At 65.7% G+C, this 26,752-nt stretch carries 18 protein-coding genes and 1 pseudogene; 6 read left to right on the forward strand and 13 right to left on the reverse strand.

The genetic code is table 11. The features are described from left to right. Positions 1-69 precede the first annotated feature (69 nt). On the forward strand, positions 70-1,770 hold the full coding sequence (locus tag ACWGQ2_RS03195; RefSeq protein ID WP_452014252.1) for an FAD-dependent monooxygenase: 1,701 nt from the start codon (positions 70-72) through the stop codon (positions 1,768-1,770). Here ACWGQ2_RS03195 and ACWGQ2_RS03200 read toward each other — a convergent pair. The 4 genes from ACWGQ2_RS03200 to ACWGQ2_RS03215 all read right to left on the reverse strand — a co-directional run bounded on the left by ACWGQ2_RS03200 (position 1,730) and on the right by ACWGQ2_RS03215 (position 8,507). After that, complete coding sequence (locus tag ACWGQ2_RS03200; RefSeq protein WP_452014254.1) at positions 1,730-4,729, reverse strand: alpha-mannosidase; 3,000 nt, start codon at positions 4,727-4,729, stop codon at positions 1,730-1,732. The two genes, ACWGQ2_RS03195 and ACWGQ2_RS03200, sit on opposite strands and share 41 nt — an antisense overlap. A gap of 41 nt (positions 4,730-4,770) precedes the next feature. Beyond that, entirely contained in the window at positions 4,771-5,349 is a 579-nt protein-coding gene (locus tag ACWGQ2_RS03205) for a helix-turn-helix domain-containing protein (RefSeq protein WP_452014256.1), read from the reverse strand. 214 nt (positions 5,350-5,563) lie between these two features. Beyond that, complete coding sequence (locus ACWGQ2_RS03210) at positions 5,564-6,742, reverse strand: AI-2E family transporter (protein ID WP_452014258.1); 1,179 nt, start codon at positions 6,740-6,742, stop codon at positions 5,564-5,566. 13 nt (positions 6,743-6,755) lie between these two features. Then, the gene (locus tag ACWGQ2_RS03215) at positions 6,756-8,507 is read right to left on the reverse strand and encodes a long-chain-fatty-acid--CoA ligase (RefSeq protein ID WP_452014260.1); all 1,752 of its coding nucleotides are present in this window, start codon (positions 8,505-8,507) and stop codon (positions 6,756-6,758) included. Between the two features lie 333 nt (positions 8,508-8,840). Between ACWGQ2_RS03215 and ACWGQ2_RS03220 the strand changes: the two genes are divergently transcribed. Then, positions 8,841-9,971 (forward strand): VIT1/CCC1 transporter family protein, encoded by a 1,131-nt coding sequence (locus ACWGQ2_RS03220; protein WP_452014262.1) that lies wholly within the window; start codon positions 8,841-8,843, stop codon positions 9,969-9,971. Between the two features lie 82 nt (positions 9,972-10,053). Here the strand turns inward: ACWGQ2_RS03220 and ACWGQ2_RS03225 are convergent, their stop codons facing one another. From ACWGQ2_RS03225 to ACWGQ2_RS03235, 3 genes are all read right to left on the reverse strand, one after another. Further along, a complete protein-coding gene (locus ACWGQ2_RS03225; RefSeq protein ID WP_452014264.1) occupies positions 10,054-11,691 on the reverse strand; it encodes an MDR family MFS transporter in 1,638 nt (545 codons plus the stop codon). After that, the gene (locus ACWGQ2_RS03230; RefSeq protein ID WP_452014266.1) at positions 11,688-12,326 is read right to left on the reverse strand and encodes a TetR/AcrR family transcriptional regulator; all 639 of its coding nucleotides are present in this window, start codon (positions 12,324-12,326) and stop codon (positions 11,688-11,690) included. The genes ACWGQ2_RS03225 and ACWGQ2_RS03230 overlap by 4 nt, the downstream gene beginning before the upstream one ends. 82 nt (positions 12,327-12,408) lie before the next feature. Next, positions 12,409-13,464: a zinc-dependent alcohol dehydrogenase family protein gene (locus ACWGQ2_RS03235; RefSeq protein ID WP_452014268.1), complete on the reverse strand. Its 1,056-nt coding sequence runs from the start codon at positions 13,462-13,464 to the stop codon at positions 12,409-12,411. Positions 13,465-13,857: 393 nt separating this feature from the next. Between ACWGQ2_RS03235 and ACWGQ2_RS03240 the strand changes: the two genes are divergently transcribed. Then, a complete protein-coding gene (locus ACWGQ2_RS03240; protein WP_452014270.1) occupies positions 13,858-14,442 on the forward strand; it encodes a hypothetical protein in 585 nt (194 codons plus the stop codon). A 162-nt stretch (positions 14,443-14,604) separates the two neighbouring features. After that, a complete protein-coding gene (locus ACWGQ2_RS03245; protein ID WP_452014272.1) occupies positions 14,605-16,170 on the forward strand; it encodes an alpha/beta hydrolase family protein in 1,566 nt (521 codons plus the stop codon). A 61-nt stretch (positions 16,171-16,231) separates the two neighbouring features. Here ACWGQ2_RS03245 and ACWGQ2_RS03250 read toward each other — a convergent pair whose 3' ends face one another. The 5 genes from ACWGQ2_RS03250 to ACWGQ2_RS03270 form a co-directional block, all read right to left on the reverse strand. Continuing rightward, the gene (locus ACWGQ2_RS03250) at positions 16,232-17,620 is read right to left on the reverse strand and encodes a sugar porter family MFS transporter (RefSeq protein WP_452014274.1); all 1,389 of its coding nucleotides are present in this window, start codon (positions 17,618-17,620) and stop codon (positions 16,232-16,234) included. 78 nt (positions 17,621-17,698) lie between these two features. Continuing rightward, a complete protein-coding gene (gene sucD, locus ACWGQ2_RS03255; protein ID WP_452014276.1) occupies positions 17,699-18,601 on the reverse strand; it encodes a succinate--CoA ligase subunit alpha in 903 nt (300 codons plus the stop codon). 31 nt (positions 18,602-18,632) lie between these two features. Next, on the reverse strand, positions 18,633-19,802 hold the full coding sequence (gene sucC / locus ACWGQ2_RS03260; RefSeq protein WP_452014278.1) for an ADP-forming succinate--CoA ligase subunit beta: 1,170 nt from the start codon (positions 19,800-19,802) through the stop codon (positions 18,633-18,635). Between the two features lie 200 nt (positions 19,803-20,002). Further along, a complete protein-coding gene (gene pcrA, locus ACWGQ2_RS03265) occupies positions 20,003-22,501 on the reverse strand; it encodes a DNA helicase PcrA (RefSeq protein WP_452014280.1) in 2,499 nt (832 codons plus the stop codon). Positions 22,502-22,573: 72 nt separating this feature from the next. Continuing rightward, complete coding sequence (locus ACWGQ2_RS03270; protein WP_452014282.1) at positions 22,574-23,371, reverse strand: inositol monophosphatase family protein; 798 nt, start codon at positions 23,369-23,371, stop codon at positions 22,574-22,576. Between the two features lie 74 nt (positions 23,372-23,445). Here ACWGQ2_RS03270 and ACWGQ2_RS03275 point away from each other — a divergent pair, with 74 nt between their 5' ends. Continuing rightward, a complete protein-coding gene (locus tag ACWGQ2_RS03275; RefSeq protein ID WP_452014284.1) occupies positions 23,446-24,090 on the forward strand; it encodes a hypothetical protein in 645 nt (214 codons plus the stop codon). An 18-nt stretch (positions 24,091-24,108) separates the two neighbouring features. Here ACWGQ2_RS03275 and ACWGQ2_RS03280 read toward each other — a convergent pair. After that, positions 24,109-26,076, reverse strand: a pseudogene (locus ACWGQ2_RS03280) (MMPL family transporter); the annotation flags it as partial. A gap of 102 nt (positions 26,077-26,178) precedes the next feature. Between ACWGQ2_RS03280 and ACWGQ2_RS03285 the strand changes: the two are divergent. Then, positions 26,179-26,682 carry a MarR family winged helix-turn-helix transcriptional regulator gene (locus tag ACWGQ2_RS03285; protein WP_452014508.1) on the forward strand — a complete coding sequence of 168 codons (504 nt, stop codon included), beginning with the start codon at positions 26,179-26,181 and terminating at the stop codon, positions 26,680-26,682. The last annotated feature ends 70 nt before the right edge of the window (positions 26,683-26,752 follow it).

Genomic DNA, 26,752 nt, shown 5'->3' on the forward strand with positions numbered 1-26,752 from the left:
AATAGGAATCAAATGTTTATCGGAAGGCTAAAGTGGAACACCCGTCGGCGTCAAGACTAGGCTGTGACTATGGCGGACAGGGTTTCCTATGCGAACAATGATGGAATGAACTACGACGTCGATGTCCTGATCGTGGGTGCGGGACCCACCGGGCTGGCTCTGGCAGCCCAGCTTGCCGGCTACGGAACGAGCTTCAGGATCATCGACCGCAGGCAGGGTCCCTCGACCCAATCCCGGGCACTGGCCGTTCAGCCGCGCACCCTGGAGGCGCTGCGGCCGTTCGGGATCAGTGCCGAGATGGCCAGAGGCGGTACACCGGCCCACCAGCTGCATCTGCACCTGCCCGAAGAGACGGTCCAGATTGGCCTGTTCGACATCGGCATCGAAGATTCCGCCCACCAGCAGCTGCTCTTCCTGCCCCAGTCCGAAACCGAACGGATCCTGCTCACCTATCTGGGCACCCGCGGAGTGCGTGTGGAGCGCGGGGCTGAACTGCTCGAGCTCGAGCGCCTGGACCCGGAGGATCCCTTCGCCGGAGTGGAGGCACGCGTACAGCGCCAGGACCGCGGCATCGACAGGATCAGGGCCCGCTACGTGGTGGGTGCCGACGGCGCCGAAAGCACCGTACGCCGCCGGGCCGGCATGGACTTCCGCGGCTCCGGCTACGCAGACACCTTTGTGCTGGCAGACCTGGAAGTTGACGGCGCTGAGCCCGGCGCGGTGCACGCCTACCCCACCGACGACGGCTTTATGGTGCTCTTCCCGCTGGGCCAGCCGGCGTCCTGGCGCATGATCAGCCTCAAGGAACGCGGAGACAACAGAGCAACCACCCTCGAGTACCTACAGGGCATCGCGGACAAGTTCTCCGGAGGCGGCCTCACGCTGCATGATCCGAAGTGGATCAGCACCTTCCGGCTTTCCCACCAGATGGCTGAGTTCTTCCAGTCCGGTTCCGTGTTTCTGGCCGGCGACGCCGCGCACGTGCATTCCCCGGTGGGCGGACAGGGTATGAACACCGGCATCCAGGACGCCCTGAACCTGGGCTGGAAGCTGGCACTTGGGGCGCAGGGCCTGGCTGCCGACGAGCTGATTGACAGCTACGACGCCGAACGCCGTCCAGTCGCACGCGGAATCGTTGGCTTCACGGACCGGCTGTTCAAGCTCGCCACCAGCCGCAGCGCCTTGAAGAAGCTCCCCCGCACCAAACTGCTGCCTGCCCTTGCACCGTCCCTGGCAGCCAGCGAGCGCCTGCGCAGCCGGGCGTTCCGCACCATGTCCCAGCTGGGGATCCATTACCGCGGCAGTGCCATGACCGCCTCCGGCGCCAACCGGCTTCCGGCAGTGCTGGCCTCCGGACCTCGGCCGGGCGACCGTCTGCCGGACGCCGTCGTGCATTACCAGCAGAAGGAACGCCGCCTGCAGGATCTGGTGTCCGCTCCCGGCTTCCACGTACTGCTCACCGGTCCGGGCTGGCCGGAAGACACCCCGCAGCAGCTGCACGCTGCGCTGGCCGGACTTGGCCGGCTGCTCAGCGTCCAGCGGCTGGTGGTCGGCAGCACGCTCACGGCTTCCGGGCCCGGCATCATCGAGGATGTCAGCGGACTGGCCTTTGAACGGCTGGTCCTCTCACCGCGGCGGCCCGAGGTTCTGGTCATCCGTCCCGACGGATACATCGGCTACCGTTCCTCCGGTACCGACATCAACGGTGCGGTTGCGTACCTGGAACGGCTTACCGGACCAGGCGCACGGTCTTCACTTCAAAGGGCCTGAACCCCAGCTCCCAGCGGCCGTCTTCCCTCCGAGACAGTTCTGCCTCCGCATCCGCCGGACGCTCAAGCAGATCGGTCTGCACGGCTGCCCTGGCCGGGAACCCGGCAGTCAGGACCGCCGCTGTGTGGCCGCCAAGGGATTCGTAAAGGCGCAGAACAACATCGCCTGAGCGGTCATCGGCCAGCTTCACGGCCTCAACCAGCACACTGCCGGGAGTGAGCACTGCCAGCGGGGCGGCGGCGGCCCCGCCGGCACCACTGACCGTGCGCAGCGGAAGGTTCAGGCGGTATCCCTCCTGCACGGCCTCAGCCACGGTTGCGTCCGGCCGCAGCGAGAAGCGGAATGTGTGCCGTCCCTGGTCGGCGCCGGGGTCCGGAAAGAGCGGCGCCCGCAGCAGCGAGGCGCGCAGCAGGGTTCCGGTGCCGGCGTCCCGGGAACCGGTGCGGGAGATGTCGTAGCCGTACGTCGAGTCGTTCGCCAGGGCCACTCCCCTGCCGTGCTCCCCGGCATGAACCCAGCGGTGGGCAGGTACCTCGAAGCGGGCATGGTCCCAGGACGTGTTGGCATGCGTGGGGCGCAGGATGTGCCCGAACTGGATTTCCGCAGCGGCCCGGTCTGCGAGCACAGCCACCGGGAAACCGAGTTTCAGCAGTTTCTGCTGTTCCTGCCAGTCCACGTCGATTTCCAGGTCCAGGGCCCTGCCGTCCGGGCTCAGGGAGATCCTCTGGCGCAGCGAGGACCGGCCAAACGCGCAGTTGCGCACCAGCTGCTCCCCCTCATGCGTGAGCTCTCCGCGGAGGGAGACTGCGCCGGCGCGGTCCGCGGCGTCGACGTCCCAGGCATCCCACTGGTTGGGAGTGTCGCGGAAGAGCTGGAAATGGTTCGCCTCTTCGCCCGGGACCACCAGCTCGCGGCCGCTTTCCCCGCGCAGCGAGAGCAGGGTGCCGGTGGGGCTGAAACGGGCGGTGAGGTGCTCCGAGGAGAGCTCCCAGCCGCCGTCGTGGGCCTGGAGCCGCGCAGGCGCCGGCACCGCCGGTTCAGCCGCCGCTCCCATCGCCGGGATGCCGCGCAGTGCCACAGGTGCCGCGTTGAATACCAGGACTCCGTTCCCTTCCCCGGCCAATGCCCGCTGGGCCCGGGCTATGATCCGCTCCAGGTGTTCCGCCGTTTCCGCGTACGCCCGTTCGGCGTCCCGGTACACCCAGGCGATGGAAGAGCCGGGCAGGATGTCGTGGAACTGCCCCAGCAGGACTGACTTCCAGGCAGCTTCGAGCTCCTGGTAGGGGTAGGCCGTGCCGCAGCGGACGGCAGCTGCCGCTGCCCACAGCTCGGCTTCCCGGAGCAGGGACTCACTGCGCCGGTTGCCGCGTTTGGTCCGGGCCTGGGATGTGTAGGTGCCGCGGTGGAACTGCAGGTACATTTCCCCGGACCACACCGGCGGATCCGCATAATCGGCCTCCGCAGCGGTGAAAAACGCCTGCGGGCTGGACAGTTCCACCCGCGGGGAGCCTTCCAGCGAGGCGGTGCGGTGTGCAGCGGCGAGCATCTCCCGGGTGGGCCCTCCGCCGCCGTCTCCCCAGCCAAAGGGAACCAGGGAGAGGTTCGTGGCGCCCTTTTCGCGGAACTGACGCTCGGCGCGGGCCAGTTCCTGCCCGGTGAGCGCCGAATTGTAGGTATCCACCGGCGGGAAGTGGGTGAACACCCGGGTGCCGTCGATCCCTTCCCAGAGGAAGGTGTGGTGGGGCATCACGTCGGATTCGTTCCAGCTCAGCTTCTGGGTGAGGAACCAGCGGGAACCGGCAACCCGGATCAGCTGCGGCAGCGCACCGGAGTAGCCGAAGGAATCGGGCAGCCACACATCCAGCGGCTCAACGCCGAAGGCTTCCAGGAAATACCGCTTGCCGAAGGTGAACTGCCGGACCAGCGACTCCCCGGAAGGCAGGTTGGTGTCCGCTTCGACCCACATGCCTCCCGCCGGGACAAAGCGTCCTTCTGCGACCCTGGCTGCCACGCGGGCAAAAAGCGCCGGATGGTCTTCCTCGAGCCAGGCGTACTGCTGGGCGGAGGACGCCGTGAAAACGAAGTCCGGGTCCGTCTCCATCAGTGCCAGCACATTGGCGAAGGTACGTGCCACCTTGCGGCGCGTCTCACGCACGGGCCACAGCCAGGCACTGTCAATGTGCGCGTGTCCGACGGCGTGGATGCGGTGCGCGCTGGCCGCCGCCGGCGCGCTGAGGGCGGGTTGGAGCAGGTTCCGTGCTGCTGCCGCGGTGCCAGAGACGTCCTGCGGGTCCACGGCGGCAGCGGCACGTTGAAGGGCCCGCAGCAGCTCATGCCGGCGCGGGGAGTCCATGGGCAGTTCGTGCATAAGACCCCAGAGCACGGAGAAGTCCTGGGCCAGCTCGTGGACCTGAACATCCAGCAGCGCGGTGTCTGCGCGGCGGAACGTGTAGAGCGGGTCGCTGCCGGCTGTGTCCGGGCTGCCCAGCGGCGTAGGGAGGAAGCTGAAGTCCCCAATGACGTTCGGGGTGGCGGCAGCTTCCACCCAGAGCAGCAGTGCACTGCCGGGTTCCCGCGGCAGGGGCACGGCCATGTTGGTGGATTCAAGCGCCTTGAGGACATTGCCTGCACTGTCATAAACGAGGCCTTCGGCCTGGAAGCCGGGCATGTCGGTGCTGAACCCCAGGTCTATCAGCGCTTCGGGCACAAAGCCCGGCTCGGCGTCGGGCACGGTGCCGGTGAGGCGGAACCAGGTGGTGCCCCAGGGCGAACCCCAGCGGTGCCCCGGGGAAACCGGCGTGTAATCCTGTGCGGTGGCCTCCGCGAAGGTCACCGGTTCCGCGGGGCAGTTCCAGGCAGCGGCCTGCAGGGGTGCGGCGGAGGTCCAGAGATGCTGCGGCAGGCGCTGGGCCAGGAAACGGGCAATGCGGCGTTCAGTGAGCTCGCGGTCCGGGTGCATGCGCCCACTCTGCTCGCCGTGGCACCCGGTTGGGAAGGGCGCTAGGCAGAGCCGGGGCTGACCAGCGTCCAGATCACCACGGCGGAGGCGTTCGGGTCCGGGTTGCGCCAGGAATGCGGTTCCTTGCCGGGGAAGGTCACGGTGTCACCTGCGGTGAGGTTCATGGTCTCCGCGGTGAAAATCAGTTCAAGCCGTCCCTCAGCGACATGGAGCACCTCAACGTCGCAGTCCACCGAGTACAGGTCCGATTCGCCGGTTCCGCCGGGCACGATCTCCGAACGGATCACCTGGACCCGGCGTTCCGTGCGCGGGGTGATGAGGCGTTCGTTGATGCCGTTGCCGCCCAGATTGATTCCCGGGGCATCGGGCCAGCGGACGAGCGTGGTCTGGGGCGGCAGGAACAGATCCCCAATGGAGATGGAAAGCACCTGGCACAGGGTGACCAGCGAGGCCACCGACGGCGAGGTGAGGTCCCGTTCCACCCGGCTGAGGAAACCCTTGGTCAGCCCGGTGGAATCTGCCACCTGCTCGATGGTGAGATGGCGCGCCTGCCGGGCGGCCCGGATCCGGGAACCGATGGCAAGGGGCGCGTTGCTTGGTTCGACCGAAAGAGCCTTCATCAGCGCAGCCGTCCTTTCATTCCCTCTCCAGCTGCCCACCCGGGGACCCGGACGGCAGTACGTGCCGCCGCTCCGCCATAAGTCGCGGCGGCTGCGGCACATTTCACCCTAATTGACCCGCAGCTTAGGTGCGCATTAGCGTGAGTAAACAATAGTTTTCAAACATCAAACGCCGGTGTTTGCCGGCTCCCAGTACCGCACCGGGTCCGGACGGTTAATCCCCTGCCCGTCCGGCCCCGGTGCTTCCCTTATCCGGGGCGTCCTGGTCCTGCTCGGGCGAGGCAACCTCCGCCACGTCCTGGGGATCTCCGGTGTCCTCCCCGATCCAGACCTTGATCACGGCCCAGCCGACGGCGGCAATCGGAACCGAGAGAATCGCGCCGATGATGCCGGCCAGGATGGTTCCGGCGGTCAGGGCCAGCAGGATGACCAGTGCGTGGATGCTCAGCGTCCGCCCCATAACCACGGGCTGCAGGAAGTTGCCCTCAAGCTGGTTCACCGCGATGATCACGATGATCACGATCAGGGCCACGAACGGCCCGTTGGCCACGAGGGCAATCAGCGCAGCAAGGATCCCGGCAGCGGTGGCGCCCACCAGCGGAATGAAGGCGCCAACGAAAACGATGACGGCGAGGGGCAGCGCCAGCGGCACACCGAGGATAAACAGTGCCGCGCCAATGCAGACGGCGTCCACGGCGGCCACGATCGCCGTGCCGCGGACATAGCCGCCCAGTACCTCCATGGTGCGGGCACCGGCGAGAGCGGCTTTCTGCCGCCGTTCACCGCGGAACCAGCGCAGGATGAAGGCCCAGATCTTCTCCCCGTCCTTCAGGAAGAAGAACAGCACCACGGCCATCAGGACAAATCCGGTGGCGAAGGAGCCTGCCGCCGAAATCCCGGCGATGGCTCCGTTGCCCACGGTGGAGGAGGTCGCGAAGTCCAGCACAGTGTCCCGGGCATCGGAGATCGCCGCGTCGTCGAAGGCGAAGGGTCCGCTCTGGACCATTGAGTAGAGTTCGTCGAATCCTGCCACTGCCTGGTCCACCAGGGTGGACCATTCGCTGCGCACGGCGAAGACGATTCCGGTGACCAGCCCGCCGAACACGACCAGCAGCAGCAGGAAGGACGTGCCGGTGGCAAGCGCCCCCGGCCAGCCTTTTCGGCGCAGCCAGTTCACAAAGGGTGCGATGGCAGCTGCAAGGATCAGGGCGAGCAGCAGCGGAATGACCACCAGGGTCACCTGCCGCAGGGCGTAGACAGCTACGCCCACCAGCAGCAGGACCAGCAGCAGCTGGGCGGAGCGCAGTGCGGCGTGGCCTAGGCCGTCGCTCCAATATCCCTGCAGCCTTCTCGGCTCGGGCACGTTCGGTCTGGAGCCGGGCTGGCTGTCCATGGATTTCCCCCGTCTAGGTTGTAGGTCCGGCCTCGTGGCCGGCTCCCTTGTGCAGCAGCGACTCTTTGACGTGCCGCCGGAGCACCTTTCCGATGAGCGAGCGCGGCAGGTCCGGGATTTGCACAATCCGGCGCGGCACCTTGTAGGCAGCGAGTTCGGCCCGCACATAGGAGCGCAGCTCATCGGCGTCGAACGTCATGTCCGGGCGGGCGACCACTGCGGCCACCACGTCTTCTCCGCCACCGGTCCGGGTCAGGCCCACGACGGCGGCTTCGGCTACGGCCGGATGGCGCTTGAGCGCTTCTTCGACCTCGGAAGGAGAGACGTTGAAGCCGCCGGTGATGATCAGTTCCTTGATCCGGTCCCGGATGGTGACAAAGTCGTCGTCGTCCACCGAAACGATGTCCCCGGTGCGGAACCAGCCGCCGTCGAGCAGCGCAGCCCGGGTTTCGGCCGGCTTGTTCCAGTAGCCCTGGAAGACCTGCGGTCCGCGGATCAGGAGCTCGCCGGCTTCGCCGCGGTGGCGTTCCTTCGTGGGATCCTCGGGATCCACCACCTTGATGTCCGTCAGCGGGAACGGAACGCCCACAGTCCCGGCCTTCCGCGTGGGGCCCATGGGGTTGCCCAGAGCCACCGGCGAGGTCTCGGTCAGGCCGTATCCTTCGATGAGATAACCGCCGGTTGCCTTCTCCCAGGCATCCACCGTGGCCGCGGGAAGGTTCATGGCTCCGGAGATGGCGAAGCGGACTCCCTTGAGGGAGATGCCCTTCTCCTGCGCTCCGGCCACAATCCGGTCATAGATCGGCGGGACCGCGGGGAGGAAGGTGGGCGGAGTCTTCTTTGCCGCCTTCAGGACCAGATCGACGTCGAACTTCGGGAACAGCACCAGCTTGGCACCGATGCTCATCGCGAAGGTGAGGCTGAGGGTCAGCCCGTAGGCGTGGAACATCGGCAGCACACCGTAAACGGTTTCCTTGCCCATGCGCAGACCCGGAATCCATGCCCTGCCCTGGGCAGCATTTGCCATGAGATTGGCGTGGCTGAGCATCGCCCCCTTGGGGTCCGCCGTGGTGCCGGAGGTGTACTGGATCGCTGCGAGGTCTTCCGCCTTCGGATGCGGATGGCGGCGCGGCAGCGGCCGGTGGTCCAGCAGTTCTTTCCAGGGAACTATCCGGCGCCCGGCGCTGCGGGGTTTCTTTTCCGGAGCCAGGGCGCTGCGGCTGCGGCGGGCAGCAGGAAGGGGAAGCTTCAGTGCCAGCCGCGTGGTGCGGGGCATGGCACTGATCAGGTCAATGGACACGATGGTGCGCACCGGGATGTCCGCCGGGAGGGACTGGATCCGGTCCGCAACCTTGTCCCAGACAATGGCAACTGTGGCGCCGTGGTCCTCGAACTGGTGGCGGAGTTCGCGGTCTGTGTACAGCGGGTTGTGCTCCACGACCACTGCCCCGAGGCGGAGCACGGCGTAGAAAGCCACCACGTGCTGCGGCGCGTTGGGAAGGACCAGAGCCACGCGGTCACCGGGTCCGACGCCGAGGCGTTTCAGGCCGGCGGCAGCACGCCGGATCTGCTCGCCCATTTCGCGGTAACTGGTGGTGGCCCCGAAGAACTGCAGGGCCGGCTTGGAACCGTACCTGCTGATGGAATCCTCCACCATGTCCACCAGCGATCCTTTGGGGAGCTGGAGATTCTGGGGCACACCTTCGGCGTAGTGGCGCGTCCACGGCCGGTGAAAGTCAGGGAATCCCTTGGAAGCTTTACTCACGGTTTGAACTCTATCCGTTGCTGGACCGTGCTCACGTACCCGGCCCGGGGGTGGAAGACCTGCATTATTTCGTTCGCTCTCCTGGGAGGATTCCGGCTGGTCTGGGCTACACTGAAAAGCTGAAGGGGAGTAGCTCCGGTATACCTCCAATCTTAGTTTCGGCTCCGGCCGCATCGAAAATTGGATTGGTTCCGAGGCCTGTCGACATACTGGCTGCACCAGCAGCCCGGCAGTCCACCCGCGGTGCATACACCGGGGCGAGCGAGACCTTCGGCCAGTTATCGATGCTGGCCGGAGCCTCCCTGTCTGCTCCGGCCATGACCAGGAGCAGAAGTGAAGAACCCATCAGCTCACGGGGATTCTCCCCCTGAGCGGCCCCAGCCCAGCCCGGCCGAGCGCCGCCGCTGGCGGCAGTATCTTGCCGACGAGCAGGCCGAAGCAGCCACCTACCGCTATCTTGCCGAGCGCCGCGAAGGCGAAGAGCGGGACATCCTGCTGGCTCTGGCCGAGGCCGAGGGCCGGCACGAGGCGCACTGGCGCCAGCTGCTGGGCCCCGACGCAGACAAACCGATGCGCCCGTCCCTGCGCAACCAGCTGCTTGGCCTGCTGGCCCGGCGCTTCGGGTCCGTGTTCGTCCTGGCCCTGGCCCAGCGCGCCGAAGGCCGTTCCCCCTACAGTGACGACCCCAATGCCACCAGCGCCATGGCCGCCGACGAGCAGATCCATGAAGAGGTGGTGCGCGGCCTGGCGACCCGGGGACGCACCCGCCTGTCCGGCAACTTCCGGGCCGCTGTCTTTGGCGCCAATGACGGTCTGGTCTCCAACCTGGCCCTGGTCATGGGCATCGGCGCCACCGGCGTCTCCAGCACCTTTGTGCTTTTCAGCGGCATCGCCGGCCTGCTCGCCGGAGCCCTGTCCATGGGTGCCGGTGAGTACGTATCCGTCCGGTCCCAGCGCGAACTGCTTGAGGCTTCGAAGCCCACTCAGGTGACCCTGTCCGCCGCGAAATCCCTGGATATCGATGCGAACGAACTGGTCCTGGTTTACCGGGCCCGGGGAATGTCCAAGGAAGCCGCGGAACACCGCGCGGCGGAGCGAATGGGCCTGTACTCCTGCGACTGCGACCCGTCACTGTCCCTGCAGCCGGAGAAGATGGAGGAAGCCGGCACGGACGAACACGAGACAGTCGGAACCGGCCTCGGAGCGGCCATTTCAAGCTTCTGCTTTTTCGCCTCCGGCGCCATCATCCCCGTCATCCCGTACCTGTTCGGGATGGGCGGACTTGCCGCCGTCGTGCTCTCCTGCACACTGGTGGGAATCGCACTGGTGCTCACCGGCAGCGTCGTGGGCCTGCTCTCCGGAGCTTCCCCGCTGAAGCGCGGACTGCGCCAGCTGGCCATCGGCCTTGGTGCCGCAGCGGTGACCTACTTGCTGGGGATGGTCTTCGGAACCTCTGTCGCCTAGCCCTCCGCCCCATCGAGATTACAGAAACTGCCCGTATGAGCGCTCATACGGGCAGTTTCTGTTCTCTCGAGCGAAGGTTGGGCTAGCGGGAGGTTGGCGCGCTGACCTGCCGCAGCTCCGTGGTGCTGGGGCCGTTGCCCTCATCCTCGGTGCTGATCAGGACGTTGCCCTCGCCGATCGCCTCGGGCATTACCTCGGGTTCCAGGCGGGTTGCCAGCGGCTTTTCCTTGATGAACAGGCACAGGATCGTTGCCACTACGGCCATGGGAACCATAAAGAGGAACAGCGGAATCAGGGCCTCGTTGTAGGACCGGATGATGATGTCCTGGATTGCCTCCGGCAGTTCGTGGACAAGCTTCGGGGTCAGCGAATTGCCGCCGCCGGTCGCCGCCGCAGCGCTGGCCGGGAGCCGGTCGGCGAGCAGGTCGGAGAGCCGGTGCGCGAACAGGCTGCCGACGACGGCGGATCCCAGGGTTGCGCCGATCTGGCGGAAGTAGTTGTTCGCTGCGGTGGCGGTGCCCACCTGCCGCATGGGGAAGGAGTTCTGCACCACCAGGACCAGGATCTGCATGTTCAGGCCCAGGCCAAGGCCCAGGACACCGATGTACACGCACAGCTGCCAGACCGGGGAGTCGGCGGTGATGGTTCCCATCAGGAACAGGGCCAGGACCATGATGGCGGAGCCGGCAATGGGCATCCACTTATAGCGTCCGGTCTTGGAGACCAGGGAACCGGAGAGCACCGAGCTGAACAGCAGGGCGCCCATCATCGGGATCATCAGCATGCCTGCCTCGGTGGCGCTGGCGCCGGTGGCCATCTGCAGGTAGGTGGGCAGGTAGCCGATGGCACCGAACATCGCCACGGAGGTAAGCAGGCCCGAGGCGGTGGAGAGGTTGAAGTTGCGGTCGCGGAAGAGCTCCATGGGAATGATCGGTTCCGCGGTGCGGCGCTCGACCATCACAAAGACGACGGCGGAGAGAATGGTTCCGCCGATCAGGCCCAGGATTACCGGATCGGTCCACTCGTAGGTGCTGCCGCCCCAGCTGCTGACCAGCACCAGGCCGGTGGTGGCCAGGGCGATGAAGACCATGCCCCACAGGTCGATCCTGGGACGGGAAGTCACTGCGCGCGGCTTGAGGAAGAACAGGGCACCGAGCAACGCCAGGACACCCACCGGAATGTTGAACCAGAACGTCCAGCGCCAGCCCGGGCCTTCCGTGAGCCAGCCGCCGATCAGCGGGCCGACTACCGAGGAGAACGCAAACACGCCGCCCATCCAGCCCATGTATTTCCCGCGCTCCCGCGCCGGAACGACGTCGGCAATGATCGCCTGGGAGAGGATCATCAGGCCGCCGGCGCCAATGCCCTGGATAACGCGGGCAACGATCAGCCAGGTCATGTCCGGGGACAGCGCACCCACAACGGAACCGGCCAGGAAAATGATGATTGCGGCGACCAGCAGGTACTTGCGTCCGATCAGGTCGCCCAGCTTGCCGTAGATCGGCATCATCACGGTGGAGGCCAGAATGAATGCCGTGATTACCCAGAGCATCAGGTTGGCGCCGTTGAGTTCACCCACGATGGTGGGCAGTGCGGTGCCGAGGATGGTCTGGTTCAGCGCCGAGAGGAGCATGGCCAGCACAAGTGCGGTAAAGACAAGCACCAGGCTGGGTTGTTTCCCGTTGCCCGTAGGCGCTGCTGCGGCAGCTGTTTTTGTCATAGGAGTTCCTTGAAAACGTCTCTGAGGAGTTCCAGGCCCTGGTCAAGGGCCTGGAACTGTGCGGTGGAAGTGGGGGTAGACCAGGTTTTCTGCATCACGTAACGCATTTGGGTGCTGGCAGTGAGCACGATCGTGAAGGCGACGTCGTCGACGTCGTGCCCCTGCCAGGGTGAGTCTGCCGGCTTCTCTCGCCAGCGCCGGGATTCGGCCAGCTGGCTGCGCACTGTCTCGAGGACAAGCTGCTCGACCTTGAGGATGTACTGGTACCGGCGGTGCCGCAGGTGGGGGTAGGACTCGTAGATCCGTCCGCGGAGCTCAGCGGAATCGTCACCGCCCTGGATGGTGCGCAGGACGGAGAGCATCAACCGGCTGACTTCGGAGAGGAGGTCGCCTTCAATGTCGAAGGCTGCCAGCGTGTCCGGCTCCACTGATGGCTCCGTCAGGCCCAGGACGGCGTCTTCCTTGCACGGGAAGTAGTTAAAGAAGGTCCGGGCCGAGACACCTGCCTCGTCCGCCACCAGCTCTATGTTTACCCCTTCCAGACCGTCTTCGAGCGCGCGCCGGGCTGCGGCGGCATGCAGTGCAGCCCAGGTCTCGGCGCGTTTACGGTCGCGGAGGGAAAGTAGTTGACTCACCGAACTACTTTGTCATCAGTAACAAATTTTCACAACTGCAAAATTGCAGTTGTGCAAGGAATCACAGCATGCTGCGGAACTTCTAGGGTTTGAGCATCACCTTTACAGCCTGGCGCTGGTCCATGGCTTCATAGGCTTTGGGGGCATCGTCCAGCGGAAGGACTGCGTCGAAAACCCGCCCCGGATGGATCTTTCCCGCCAGCACGTCCTCAAGCAGTTCCGGGAGGTAAGTGCGCACCGGAGCCATTCCGCCGCCCACCGTGATGTTCTTAGCGAACAGGACTCCGATCGGCAGCTCCGCTCCCCCGGCCGGTACACCTACAAAGCCAACCCGGCCGCCGGGGCGGGTGCAGCGCAGGGCCTGGTCCATCGACTCCGCCGTTCCCACACACTCCAGCACGGCGTCCGCCGGTACTCCGCCCAGCAGTTCCCGAACCCGGGCAGCCCCTTCCTTGCCGCGTTCAGCCACTACGTCGGTAGCTCCGAACTCACGGGCAAGTGCCGCCCGGTCCTCGTGCCGGGACATGGCGATGATCCGGCCCGCTCCCAGCCGTGACGCGGCGAGCACGGCACACAGCCCGACGGCGCCGTCGCCCACCACCACAACCGTGGCCCCCGGGGCAACGCCGGCGCTGACCGCAGCGTGATGGCCGGTTCCCATAACGTCTGAGAGGGTCAGCAGGTCCGCCAGGAGGGCATCCCCGGGATCGGATACACCGGGAACCTTGACCAGGGTCGCTTCGGCGTTGGGTACGCGGACGGCTTCGCCCTGGGCACCCTGCACGTAATCACCGTGGGTGTCGTTGCTGCCCCAGCCCACCAGCTCCTCACAGGCTACGGTGACGCCGGATCGGCAGGGCGCGCATTTGCCGCAGTTGCCGGTGAAAGGCGCAATGACAAAGTCACCGGGCGTCAGGGACGCAACGTCCGCTCCCACGCTCTCCACCACGCCTACGAATTCATGCCCGATGGCGCGCGGCTGCGGGGTCTCCCGGATTCCGCGGTACGGCCAGAGGTCCGATCCGCAGACACAGGCGGCACTTACCCGCACCACAGCGTCACCGCCGCGAAGCACCTGCGGATACTCCCTGTCCTCAACGCGGATGTCGCCGGGACCGTGAATGATGGTGGCGCGCATGGCAGCCTTCCTGTTAGCGGGCGTAGGTTCGCATACCAGCCTAACGCCGCCCGCGAAAGCCACCCGCATGGGTAGTTCTCCCCATGTCCACTTCCGCGGTTCCGGTCTAGCGTGAGGGTGAGGGCAGAGCGAAAGCCCTCGGGCGATAGCCAGGGATCGGCTGCACAGCAATCGCAGCTAACACGCAGAACAAAGGACGGATGGAAGATGCTTAGGCATTGCAAGGGGCTTCCGGCCCGGCTGACTCCATGGCCGCGGCTGCCGCGCACTCTGTGCCGCCGCAACTGGAACCGTATCCCGCGCTGCGTGAACGCAGCATAGGACGGACTACTCTCGACAGATTTTCTTCTCACCGGCACAATGCCGCAGATGAGAAGGCCAGATCCACGCTCCTTGTGCGTCGTAGCCGCCGGGATCGTGCTGGTAGCGGGCTCGGCTTCCCCCCAGCCGCCTGCTGCCCCCGCCGCCGGTCCCCCAGCCGGCGGCGCCGAACTTACCGCCGCTGAAATCGGCGAGGCACAGCAGGACACCGCAGAGGCAGTTCTCGGGGCACTGGGCCCCTCCGGATGGACCGGACCGGACGGCAGCGGCGGCACCGCAGACCTTCCGGCGCCGCGCCCGGTTAGCTGCTCACTGCCCATTCCCGCGGCCGGATCCGGGTCAGGCAGCGGGACCGTCCCCACGGCAGGAGCCCGGCGGCACCTGCTTTCCCTGCAGCTCAGCGGCCCGCCGCCCGCTTCACCGGAAGCTGCCCGGGACCAGGCACAGGCAGCACTGCTCTCGGCCGGCGCCGAGATGCTCTCAGCCCAAACTCCGGGCCCCGGCGCTCCCCCGGAAACCGAATTCACGTTCACCGCAGCTCTGGCCGGCGGGCTGGTGGTCTTCACCGCCAGCGAATATGCCCAGGAACTGCGCATCACCTCCGGCTGCTCGGCCGACCCGGCGCTGGCAGCTGCCGCAGGCAACCCAGCGACCTGAGCACCGCCGCACCGTTGAGCCCAAAGAAGAAAACTTTCCGCCTGCAGCGCCCGCCATGCCGCGAAGGCTTGCCGCGGCATCGTTAGGGCTCCTAGTCTCTGGCTAACCTACTGGCCGGTAGCAATGATCCGGCTGACAAAGACGTCAGAGAAGAAGGCCCCCATGCGAAAACTCTCAGGCCTGCTTGCCGCAGGCACCCTGGCAGCCGTCTCATTCCTCGCGGCTCCTCCCGCTTCCGCACAGGCAGAACCGGCTGCTGCCGCTGCACCGGCACCCAAGGTACGCACCGACGTCGTCGTTCCTTCCTTCGACGGGACGCCGATCCACACCAACTTCTTCCCGGCACTGGGACTGCAGGCGGGCGAGAAAGCTCCCACCGTCATGGTGGGTCCCGGGTTCGGGCTGCCCGGAAGCCGCATCCCGTCCACGACCACCAGCACGCTGATCGGCTCCATCGGAATCGCGCCGCTGCGGGAAGCCGGGTACAACGTGGTGACGTGGGATCCGCGCGGGTTCGGCCTCAGCGGCGGGGAAGCATATGTGAACAACCCCGCCTATGAGGGCCGCGACGGGCAGGTACTTATCGACTTCATTGCCGGGCAGCCGGAGGCGGAACTGGACGCGCCCGGCGACCCGGTGCTGGGCATGGCGGGCGCTTCCTACGGCGGCGGCATCCAGTTTGTCCTCGCCTCACTGGACAAGCGGGTGGACGCCATTGCCCCGACCATCGCCTGGAACAACCTGACCACCAGCCTGTACAAGGCCGGGTCATTCAAGTCCGGCTGGGGCACACTGCTCTGCCTGGAAGGAACGGTGACCGGGCAGCTTGGGGAACTCGTCGGCAACAGCGGCGCACTGGCCGCTCCCGTGCGGAAGGCATGCCGTGAAGGGCTGGGTTACCCGAATACGCTCAGCCCGGAGTCCGTGGCCTACTTCGAATCCCTGACCCCGCAGAGCATGTTCACTTCGATCACGGCTCCCACCCTGATCATCCAGGGCACTGTGGACACCCTGTTCACCCTCGATGAAGCCACCCGGAACTACAACCTGATCAAGTCCACAGGAACCGAAGTGAAGATGCTGCAGTTCTGCGGCGGGCACGGTCTGTGCTCTTCCGGAGTGGCCGGGCCGGACCGCATCACCGGAGCGGTACTGGACTGGTTCAGCAAACATCTGGACGGCAGCGGCGTTTCCACCGGACCGGGATTCGAGTTCATCGACCAGCTCGGAACCACCCGGGCGGCTGAAGGTTACCCGGCCCCGGTGGGGTCCCTGACCGGCTCGGGCAAGGGAACCCTGCTGCTCTCCCCCGCTGCCGTCAGCGGCGGAGTCATCGCTGCGGCGTGGGCGCCGGTGGCCGTCAACGCTCTGGTAACGCCTCCGGCAGCGGCCACCCAGGTCTTTGGGGCACCGCAGCTGACACTGACCTACCGGGGTACATCGCGGACCCCGAACACGCATGTGTATGCCCAGATCATCGACAAGGCCCGCAGCTCGCTGGTGGCCGGGAACCAGGTGACGCCGGTCCCGCTGATCCTGGACGGCACCGAACGGACCATCACCGTTCCCCTGGAGGAAATCTCCTACTTGGTGACGCCGCAGAGCAGGCTGGTGCTGCAGGTAACCCCCAGCTCCTCGGTGTACACCTCGCCGAAGGTCACGGCCCTGACGTCCTTCACGGCTGCTGTTTCGCTTCCGGTGATCGGCAACTACCCGGTGGTGCCGTAGCTGCAGGCCCCGCGGGTGCCGCCCGGATTCCGGACGGCACCTGCGGCCCTGCCAATCCCTGCTAGGCCTTGCGCAGCGTCAGCTCGACCTCTTCCAGTGACAGTCCGCGGGTCTCGGGCATAAACCGCCGGACGAACAGCACGGCACAGATGCCCAGCGCCACGAAGATGAAGAACGTGTTGGAGATGCCCAGGGCCGCCATCAGCATGGGGAAGGAGAAACCGACTGCGAAGTTGGCCATCCACTGCACAAAGACGGAGAGGCCAATACCCAGGCCGCGGACGCGCAGCGGGAAGATTTCCGCCAGCATCAGCCACGTCACGGGCGAAACCGCACCCTGCTGGAAGGCCAGGAACAGAACGGTTAGGGACAGGACGGTGAAACCGCGCGCGGTGCCTTCAGGCATCAGGATCGAAGCGGCGCCGATGAGCGCCAGTGTGCTGGTGGTCCCCAGCAGGCCGGTAATCAGCATGGGACGGCGGGCAACCTTCCCCAGCAGCCAGATGCCAAGCAGCGCAGCAGCCACGGAGACCACACCGTTGGCGATGTTGGCGGTCAGCGCGGCTTCCGTGCCGAATCCGGCGTCGGCCAGGATCTGCGTGCCGTAGTAGATGATGGCGTTCACGCCGGTGATCTGCTGGACGATTGAGAGGCCCATGCCGATCAGCAGGACGCGCAGCAGCCATGGTTCGGCGAAGTCCTTCAGCCGGCCGGTGCGTGAAGTCCCGGCCAGCCCTTTGATCTCCTCGGACTCGGCCTGGGCTTCCTCGGCACTGCGGATCTTCTGGAGCGCGGTCAGCATTTGCGCGTACCGGCCCTTGGACCCGAGCCAGCGAGGGCTTTCGGGGACAAAGTTCATGCCGATCCACAGTGCGATGGCCGGAAGGGTGGCCACGAGCAGCATCCAGCGCCAGACGTTGCCCTCCTCGCCCCAGAGGTTGCCGATGACGGCGTTGCAGACGAACGCCGCCAGCTGGCCGGTGACGATCATCAGCTGGTCCCGGGTCACCAGCTGGCCCCGCCGGGACGCGGGAGCGAGTTCGGCCAGGAACATGGGTACGACGGCGGAGGCACCGCCCACTGCCAGGCCCAGGACCACGCGGGCCAGCACCATCAGGCCGACTCCGGGGGCTGCAGCGGTTCCGGCTGCGCCGAGCATAAACACACCGGCCAGAATGAACAGCAGCCGCCGCCGTCCCAGCCGGTCAGCGAGCTGTCCGGCGCCTACGGCGCCGAAGGCCGCACCGAAGAGGAGGCTGGAGGTGATCAGTCCCTCAGTGAAGGGGGTCAGGCCCAGATCGTCCTGCATGTAGGGCAGGGCTCCGTTGATTACCCCGGTGTCGTAGCCGAAGAGGAACCCGCCGAGGGTGGCGATCCAGGTGGCGCGGCGCAAAGCCCGGCGGTGACCTGCCGGTGCCGCAGGGGCGGTGGCAGCTGGGTTGGAACTCATCGATTTGTCTTTCTGATGTTGGACGCACAAAACCCCCGTGCACCGGAAATTCCGGGCACGGGGGTGTGCTGGTGGAGCTTAGAGCGAAGCGTAGACTTCGCGCAGCAGCTCAGCGGTCTCGGACGGCGTCTTGCCGACCTTCACGCCTGCTGCTTCGAGTGCTTCCTTCTTGGCCTGTGCGGTTCCTGCGGAACCGGAGACGATGGCGCCGGCGTGGCCCATGGTCTTGCCTTCGGGAGCGGTGAAACCTGCCACGTAGCCGACAACCGGCTTGGTGACATTGGCCTTGATGAAGTCGGCTGCGCGCTCTTCGGCGTCGCCGCCGATTTCACCGATCATCACGATCGCCTTGGTCTCGGGATCAGCTTCGAAAGCTGCGAGGGCGTCGATGTGGGTGGTGCCGATGATCGGGTCGCCGCCGATGCCGATGGCGGTGGAGAAGCCGAGATCGCGCAGTTCGTACATCATCTGGTAGGTCAGGGTGCCGGACTTCGAAACGAGGCCGATCGGGCCCTTGCCCGTGATGTTGTTCGGGGTGATGCCAACCAGGGCTTCACCCGGAGTGATGATGCCGGGGCAGTTCGGGCCGATGATGCGGGTGACCTGGTTGCCGTCGGCGTCGACCTTGGACTGGGCGTGGGCCCAGAACTCGGCGGAATCCTGTACGGGAACACCTTCGGTGATGACCACAACGAGGCCGATGCCGGCGTCGATTGCTTCCATCACGGCGTCCTTGGTGAAGGCCGGCGGAACGAAAACGATCGAGACGTCAGCTTCGGTCTTTTCCATGGCCTCGGCCACGGTGCCGAAGACGGGCAGCTCAACATCGCCGTGGGTCACGGTGGTGCCGGCCTTGCGGGCGTTGACGCCGCCAACAACCTGGGTCCCGGCCTTGAGCATCAGGGCGGTGTGCTTGGTGCCTTCGCCGCCGGTGATGCCCTGAACGATGACCTTGGAGTCCTTGTTCAAGAAGATAGACATGTGTGAATTCTCTTTCTGGGGATCGGCTCGGTCAGCGAGCTGCGTTGGCGAGCTCGGCAGCCTTGTCGGCGCCGTTGTCCATGGTGGTGGCGAGGGTAACCAGCGGGTGGTTGGCCTCGGCCAGGATGCGGCGGCCTTCCTCGACGTTGTTGCCGTCCAGGCGGACGACCAGCGGCTTGTTGGCCTCGTCGCCGAGGATCTCCAGCGCCTTGACGATGCCGTTGGCAACAGCGTCACAGGCGGTGATTCCACCGAAGACGTTCACGAAGACGGACTTGACCTGCTCATCGTTGAGGATGACGTCCAGGCCGGCGGCCATAACGGAAGCGGAGGCTCCGCCGCCGATGTCCAGGAAGTTGGCGGGCTTGACGTTGCCGTGCTTTTCGCCTGCGTAGGCAACGACGTCGAGCGTGGACATGACCAGGCCGGCACCGTTACCGATGATGCCAACTTCGCCGTCGAGCTTGACGTAGTTGAGGTCGTTCGCCTTGGCCTTGGCTTCCAGCGGGTCGGCTGCGTCCTTGTCTTCGAGCTCTGCGTGGCCTGCCTGGCGGAAGTCAGCGTTCTCATCCAGGGAGACCTTGCCGTCCAGAGCAACGATGTCGCCTGCACCGGTCTTGACCAGCGGGTTGACCTCCACGAGGGTGGCGTCTTCCTTGGTGAAGACGTCCCAGAGCTTCAGGATGGCGTTGACGACGCCTTCGCGCAGTTCCGGAGCGAAGCCGGCTGCGTCGACGATTTCTTCGGCCTTGGCGGTGTCGATGCCCACGGCGGGATCAACGGCAACGCGGGCAAGGGCGTCCGGGCGCTCGACGGCGAGCTGCTCGATTTCCATGCCGCCTTCGACCGAGCACATGGCCAGGTAGTTGCGGTTGGCGCGGTCCAGCAGGACGGAGAAGTAGAACTCCTCGGCGATGTCCGCACCCTGGGCGATCATGACCTTCTTGACCGTGTGGCCCTTGATGTCCATCCCGAGGATGTTGCTGGCGTGCTCGAAAGCCTCGTCAGCGGTCTTAGCCACCTTGACGCCGCCGGCCTTGCCGCGGCCGCCAACCTTCACCTGGGCCTTGACGACTACAACGCCGCCAATCTTCTCGGCTGCAGCTTTGGCTTCTTCAGGAGTGTGCGCCACGATTCCGGCAAGCACGGGTACTCCGTGCGCCTCAAACAGATCGCGCGCCTGATATTCAAACAGGTCCACGGGCTAGTGTCCTTCTACGTCGAAGTAGGTTTACAGATCGATCAGCTGATCGAGAAGCAGATGCGTGAAGCCGGGCTGCCCCATTGGCACTTTAGTCCCTAAGCGCTCGGGGCCCATCACAGACTACCTCTTTAGTGATGAAGGGCACAGTTCTATCATTTGTAGAAAATCCGGCTCTCAGTTATGGGGCCCTAATTGTGTTATGACTCTTTGGTCAGCGGCGCGTAGCGCAGCAGGAGCCGCTTCTCGCCGACGTCGAACTTCACCTTCGCAACAGTCTTGTCTCCCGAGCCTTCAACGGACAGCACCTGGCCGTGCCCGAAGGAGGTGTGATTAACCTTGTCCCCCACAGCCACGGAGATGACTTCCTTCTGCGGCTGGACCCGGCCCATGGCTTTGGAGACGGGGGCGGCGGCGATGCTGCCGCCGGTGGAGGATGTGCCGGCACCCCAGTGCGAGCCGCTGTAGCGGCTGGAGGTGACGCTTCCCCCGCCGCCCCAGGTGGGGCGGTCCATACCTTCGCGCTTCCATTCGATGAGTTCGGAGGGCACCTCCCCCACGAACTGGCTGGCCGGGTTGTACTGGCTCTGCCCCCACATGCTGCGGACTTCGGAGCGGGTGAGGTAGAGCCGCTGCCGGGCTCGGGTCAGGCCCACGTAGGCCAGTCGGCGTTCCTCTGCCAGTTCGGCGGGGTCGGTGGCCGAGCGCTGGTGCGGGAAGATGCCCTGTTCCATACCGGTTAGGAAGACCACCGGGAATTCAAGGCCCTTGGCGGTGTGCAGGGTCATCAGGGTCACCACACCCTGGCGCCGGGATTCCTCGACGGCTGCTGCCACTTCCTCGGCAGAGCCTTCCGGGGCGTCCGGGATCTGGTCCGCGTCCGCCACCAGGGAGACCTGCTCCAGGAACTGCTCCAGGGTCCCCTCCGGGTTGTCGCGTTCGAATTCGCGGACGACGGCGACCAGTTCCGCCAGGTTCTCCACCCGGGATTCGTCCTGCGGGTCGTTGCTGGAGCGCAGCTGGGCCAGGTAGCCGGTCTGTTCCAGCACCGCTTCGAGGGCCGCGGAGGCTCCGGAACCTGTTGCCACTTCGGCCAGGTCGTCGATCAGTTTCACAAAGCCGTTGACCGCGTTCAGCGAGCGCGTCGCGAGGCCCGGAGCGTCTTCAGCGCGGCGCAGGGCGGCCATGAAGCTGATCCGCTCGCGTTCGGCCAGGGCAGCCACGGAGTATTCCGCGCGGTCACCGATGCCCCGCTTGGGTTCGTTCAGGATGCGGCGCAGGTTCACGACGTCGTCCTGGTTTGCCAGCACGCGCAGGTACGCCAGCGCGTCCTTGATTTCCTTGCGTTCGTAGAAACGGGTGCCGCCCACCACCTTGTACGGCAGGCCAACGCGCACCAGGACGTCCTCAAGCGAACGTGACTGGGCGTTGGTGCGGTAGAAGATGGCGACGTCGCCGGGCCTCAGGTTCTCTTCATCCTGCAGCCGGTCGATTTCCTCCGCGATGAAGCGGGCTTCTTCATGTTCGTTTTCCCCAACGTAGCCAACGATCTTGGGGCCGTCTCCTTCTGCCGTCCAGAGTTTCTTTTCCGGACGGTTGGGGTTCCGGGAGATTACCGCGTTAGCGGCGGAGAGGATGGTCTGGGTGGAGCGGTAGTTCTGTTCCAGCAGGATGGTGCGGGCAGAGGGGTAGTCCTTCTCGAAGTCCACAATGTTGCGCACGTCCGCACCGCGGAAGGCGTAAATGGACTGGTCCGAGTCGCCCACGACGGTCAGCTCAGCCGGCGGAATGTCCAGGTGGCCCTCGCCCTCCACACCCACCAGTTCGCGGACCAGCGCGTACTGGGCGTGGTTGGTGTCCTGGTACTCGTCCACCAGGATGTGCCGGAAGCGGCGGCGGTAGTACTCGGCCACGCCCGGGAAGGCCCGGAACATATAGACGGTCTGGGCGATCAGGTCGTCGAAGTCCAAGGCGTTGGCCTGGCGCATCCGCTGCGTGTACCCGGTGTAGACCTGGGCGACGGCCTGTTCGAAGGGATCCGAGTAGTTGGCGCTGGAGGCATAGGACTCATCGTCAATGAGTTCATTCTTCAGTCCGGAGATCTTGTTCGCGATCGCCTTGGGGGCGAACCGCTTCGGATCCAGGTCCAGTCCCTTGGCCACCAGGGTGATCAGGCGCAGGGTGTCCGCGGAGTCGTAGATGGAGAAGTTTGAATTCATTCCCACGGCCTTGGCCTCGCGCCGCAGGATCCGCACGCAGGAGGAGTGGAAGGTGGAGATCCACATGGTCTTCGCGACGCCGCCCACCAGGGACTCGATGCGCTCGCGCATTTCCGCTGCAGCCTTATTGGTGAAGGTGATCGCCAGGATCTGGCCAGGGTTGGAGCGTCCGGTGGCCAGCAGGTAGGCGATCCGGTGGCTGAGCACCCGGGTCTTGCCCGAGCCGGCGCCGGCCACGATCAGCAGCGGCGATCCGGCATGCTTGACCGCTTCTTCCTGCTGCGGGTTCAGCCCGCGCAGAAGATCCGCGGCGCGTGCCTCGTCCACCCGCCCCGAACCGGTGCGGGGGTGCCCGCTGCTTGCTGCGCTGTCCACTTCCGCCTTCCGGCCGGATTCTTCCCCGGCCGTTTCCGCTTTCGGGTCAGCGGAGGCCTTGGTCTTGGCGGGCGTGGAAAAGTACGGATCAAAGAGATAGTCCATGGTGGTTTTAAGTCTAGGTGCTGGCCCGGACATTTTCCCGGACGCGCATTCCGTCCGGGTGGGCCCTGCGGCCTAGCTTCCCGCCAGCCGGTTCTGGATCTCCCGCACCGCTGCGGCTGGACCGGCAATATGCCAGCGAAATCCGTTGACTTCCAGAACCGCAGTGGTGCCCCCGGCGGCCTCAACAATCGCCTTTCCCGGCAGCCAGTCCCATTCCGGGCAGCTGTGCTGGAACCATGCCCCCAGCCTGCCCGAGGCAACCGAGCCCAGATCGCAGGAACCTGATCCGAGCATCCGCAGGGTGGCAGCTCCGGACGCTGCCCTAGTCCAGGGGCCGGCCACATCATCACGGCGCAGCCAGGTTGGGTGCAGGTAGGTTCCCGCGCTGAGCCGGTCCAGGGCTGCGTCAGCCGGTGGAGCCACTTTCTCCCCGTTAAGGGTGGCCGGCCGCCCCGGGCCGCCCAACCAGAGGCGGTCCTCCTGCGGCTGGTATACCGCGCCCAGCAGCACCTGTTCATCCTGGCCCGCCGTGCCCGTTTCGGTGCGCAGGGCCAGCGCGGAACACCAGTAGGTGGAGCCGGAGAGGAAGTTGTAGGTGCCGTCCACCGGATCAATGACCCAGGTCCGTCCAGACGTTCCCTCATGACTGGCGCCTTCTTCGCCCAGGATCCCGTCTTCCGGCCGCTGCCGGCGCAGCGTCTCGAGGACCAGCTTTTCCGCTGCCTGGTCCGCCGCCGTCACGACGTCGGACACGGAGGTTTTCTGCTTGCCTGTCAGTCCCTCGCGGCGCATGGCCAGGGCAAGAGCGCCCGCCTCGCGGACCAGGGACTCGGCCAAGACAAAATCTTCTTCGGTGGCATTGGCAGTCATGCCCGATAGCCTAACCGGCCTGCGCCCCTGCAGAGGCCCGGACGGCTCCGGGAGGACTCCGCCATACTGGAGCCATGGGTAAAACTCCGGCACAGCGCGCCGCCAAGCACGGCGACAAGGCACAACTTCCGGCAGGGCAGCAGGTCCCCGCCAATCCAACAACGCAGCGGACGCCGCAGCAGGCCAAGACCAACGCCAATTTGGTCGTGATTGCCGCGGCGGCCACCGCGCTGTTTATGTTCTGGTACTACCACTTGCTGGTGCTGAACCAGATGACCCAGCTTTCGGGCGGCCTGGCCATGCCGGACTCGCTGATCGGCGGGTACGACATGGAGTACCTGGCCGCCCTGCGCTCGGCAATGGATGCCGATGCGCTGGGCCAGCTCAGCTACGTCCACAAGACGGCGGGTACCCTCTTTCCCCTGATATTCGGATTCGCCTGGCTGCTGATCATCGGCCTCAACACCCAGCGCCGTTCACTTCGCTGGGTGCTGTGGGCCGCACCGATCCTCTTTGTCATCGCGGATCTCTGGGAGAACGTCGCCATTGACGGCGTTCTGGGGTCTGCGGAGCTAGCGGCCGGTGACGCTGGCCTGGCCAGCATCCTCACGGTCTCCCGCTGGGTCCTCCTTGGTCTCAGCCTGGTGGCGTCCGTGCTTGCCGTTTTTAGCTCCCGGACGGCTCGGCCACCAGAACTTGTCACCGAGGACAAAGACTAGGGCCGGCACGATCACGGTCCGGACGATCAGGGTGTCGAACAGGACACCGATTGCCACCGTGAGTCCTACCTGGGCAAGCGTGACCAGCGGCAGCACACCCAGGACCACAAACACTGCGGCGAGCAGGATGCCGGCACTGGTGATGACGCCGCCGGTGGAGCGCAGCGCGGCCAGCATGCCCTTCTTGGTGCCCATGGTGGCGGCGTTTTCCCGGGCCCGGGTGACGAGGAAGATGTTGTAGTCCACGCCCAGGGCCACCAGGAACAGGAAGCTGTACAGCAGGGTCAGCGTATCCAGGGCAGGGAAGCCCAGGACGTTGACAAACAGCAGCCAGCTGATGCCGCTGGCGGCGAAGAAGGTCAGCAGCACCGAGGCCACAAGCAGGACCGGTGCAACGAGGGACCGCAGCAGGGCGACGAGCACCAGGAACACCAGCAGGATCACCAGGGAGACCACCAGCGTCACGTCGTGCGTGTTCGCATCCAGCTGGTCAACCCGCTCGGCCGCTTCGCCGCCTACCAGGGCTCCGTAGTCCGGGTTTTCAGCGAGGTCTGAGCGAAGGTCCCGGATGAAGGTGTTGGCCTCATCGGTTCCTGCTTCGTAGGTAGTGATCAGGTCGATCCGGGTCAGGCCGTCATGCTCGCTGCTGATGGTGGCGTTGTCCACGCCGTCCACGCTGCCCAGCTCCTCGACTGCGGCTTCTGCTTCGTCCGAGTTCACCAGCACGATGACCGGGAAAGTCGAACCGGCAGCGAAGCCCTCTTCGAGGGTCTCTGCCGCAGTTACCGCCTCCGGCTTGTCCGTAAACTGCTCATTCTCGCTCAGGCCAATCTTGGCGCTGAACAGGGCACTGGCCATGACCAGCAGAACGATGACGGCGATGCCGGCGATTGTCTTCGGCTTGCGGGCGGTCGCGTCGCCGAGCTTGCCCCAGAACTTGCCTTCGCGCGCCGGGTCTCCCACCTTCGGAACGAACGGCCAGAACAGCTTCCGGCCCAGCAGTACCAGGGCAACGGGCAGAAGGAAGAGTGCACTGAGGATGGCAAAGACGATGCCCAGTGCGGCCGAGAAGCCGAGTCCCCGGTAGCTCATGGTGTCAGTGAAGAGCAGGGTCAGCAGGGCCAGGATAACGGTGCCGCCGGAAGCAATGATCGCTTCCCGGGTGCGGCTGAGGGCCTTGCCCATGGCTGCGTAGACGCTTTCATGGATACGGAGCTCTTCGCGGTAGCGGGCGATGAGCAGCAGCGCGTAGTTCGTCGCGGCACCGAAGACCAGCACGCTGGTAATGCCCACGGCCGAAGGATCAACTTCGATTCCGGCGATTGGTGCGAGCACGTCCACCATGCGCAGGGAAAGCTGTTCGATGGTTGCCACGATCGCCAGCGGGACAATCCACAGCCACGGAGAACGGTAGGTAATGATCAGCAGCAGCGCCACAACGGAGGCAGTGACGGCAAGGAGAGTGAAGTTGGCTCCGGCGAAGACGCCGGCCAGGTCCGCAGTGAAGGCTGCGCCGCCGGTGAGTTCGGCTTTCAGCCCCGCCGGGGCGGCATCGGAGACGGCTTCGCGCAAGGCGGCGACTTCCTCGCCCACGGCATCGCCGTCGTCGCTGGCTGCCTGCAGCGTGACCGGAATGATGGCTACTACGCCGTTCTCGGAAACCATTGGAGGTACCTGGGCGGGCGGAGCCTCGACGCCGGCGTCCGTGGCGGCCGCAGAGATGTCCGCGATGCCCGCAACGTCCGATTCGCTCATCTCGCCGCCGTCTTCGCGGGAAATGACGATCAGGGCAGTGGACTGCTGCGCGTCAGGGAACTCCTTGAGCAGTTCCTGCACCTGGGTGACCTGGTACTTGTCGCTGAGCTGGCCAACAGTCGAGGACTCGTTCTCGGGGACCGGAATGGCAAAAAGCCCCACGATCACGACGAGGCCAAGGAACAGCGTGACCAACGCTGCCCTCGCCGATTTAACTATCTTCGCGCTCATGGGGATACTCCAGAGGTATAGGCGGTGTAAGCAAGTAACTAGAGAACAAAGTATCTCTTATTTAGAGATACTTCAACGTGGAGCTACTATGTGGGAGTGGAGATGAACGCGCTGCGGCGGGAGATCGTGGAGGCCGTCCGGGGCATGGGCCTGGACGGCCAGCTCGTGGCGGACGCCTTCGCCCATAAACATGGGCTGAACTCCACGGACATGCGTGCGCTCACCCTCGTCATGGAAGCTGAGATGCGCGGGGTGCCGCTCACAGCCGGACGGCTGAGCACCCTCCTGGGCACCTCCACGGGGGCCACCACTGCCGTGATTGACCGGCTGGAGCAGATCGGCCACATTCACCGCGCGCGCTCGGAAGCGGACCGGCGGAAGGTTACCCTGCACTTTGAACCGCTGGCCCGGGAACTCGCCGGTGCCTATTTCGGACCGCTGGGAGCTTTGACCGCGGACGTCATGGACCGTTACTCGGAAGCTGAGCTGGAAACAGTCCACGGCTTCCTGACCGGAATGCGTCAGGCCTACGACACCTATCTCCAGCGCCTGGAGGCCGCCGACGCGGACCAGTCCGCTCCCCCGTCCCCGCCGCAACACGCCTGACCCGCCGTCGGCGCAGGCCGCGGGGCACCTGGTCACGAAAACAGGTAAGCTGTTTATCGCTGCCGGACGC

The organism is Arthrobacter sp. NPDC055585 (genome assembly GCF_053619115.1).

Bases quoted from the DNA above. Each gene is read 5' to 3' on its own strand.
- ACWGQ2_RS03245 (WP_452014272.1), top strand. From the start codon at position 14,605: ATGCGAAAACTCTCAGGCCTGCTTGCCGCAGGCACCCTGGCAGCCGTC.
- ACWGQ2_RS03235 (WP_452014268.1), bottom strand. From the start codon at position 13,464: ATGCGCGCCACCATCATTCACGGTCCCGGCGACATCCGCGTTGAGGAC.
- ACWGQ2_RS03205 (WP_452014256.1), bottom strand. From the start codon at position 5,349: ATGAAGGCTCTTTCGGTCGAACCAAGCAACGCGCCCCTTGCCATCGGT.
- ACWGQ2_RS03285 (WP_452014508.1), top strand. From the start codon at position 26,179: ATGAACGCGCTGCGGCGGGAGATCGTGGAGGCCGTCCGGGGCATGGGC.
- ACWGQ2_RS03275 (WP_452014284.1), top strand. From the start codon at position 23,446: ATGGGTAAAACTCCGGCACAGCGCGCCGCCAAGCACGGCGACAAGGCA.
- ACWGQ2_RS03210 (WP_452014258.1), bottom strand. From the start codon at position 6,742: ATGGACAGCCAGCCCGGCTCCAGACCGAACGTGCCCGAGCCGAGAAGG.
- sucD (WP_452014276.1), bottom strand. From the start codon at position 18,601: ATGTCTATCTTCTTGAACAAGGACTCCAAGGTCATCGTTCAGGGCATC.
- pcrA (WP_452014280.1), bottom strand. From the start codon at position 22,501: ATGGACTATCTCTTTGATCCGTACTTTTCCACGCCCGCCAAGACCAAG.
- ACWGQ2_RS03270 (WP_452014282.1), bottom strand. From the start codon at position 23,371: ATGACTGCCAATGCCACCGAAGAAGATTTTGTCTTGGCCGAGTCCCTG.
- ACWGQ2_RS03195 (WP_452014252.1), top strand. From the start codon at position 70: ATGGCGGACAGGGTTTCCTATGCGAACAATGATGGAATGAACTACGAC.
- ACWGQ2_RS03250 (WP_452014274.1), bottom strand. From the start codon at position 17,620: ATGAGTTCCAACCCAGCTGCCACCGCCCCTGCGGCACCGGCAGGTCAC.
- ACWGQ2_RS03200 (WP_452014254.1), bottom strand. From the start codon at position 4,729: ATGCACCCGGACCGCGAGCTCACTGAACGCCGCATTGCCCGTTTCCTG.
- ACWGQ2_RS03225 (WP_452014264.1), bottom strand. From the start codon at position 11,691: ATGACAAAAACAGCTGCCGCAGCAGCGCCTACGGGCAACGGGAAACAA.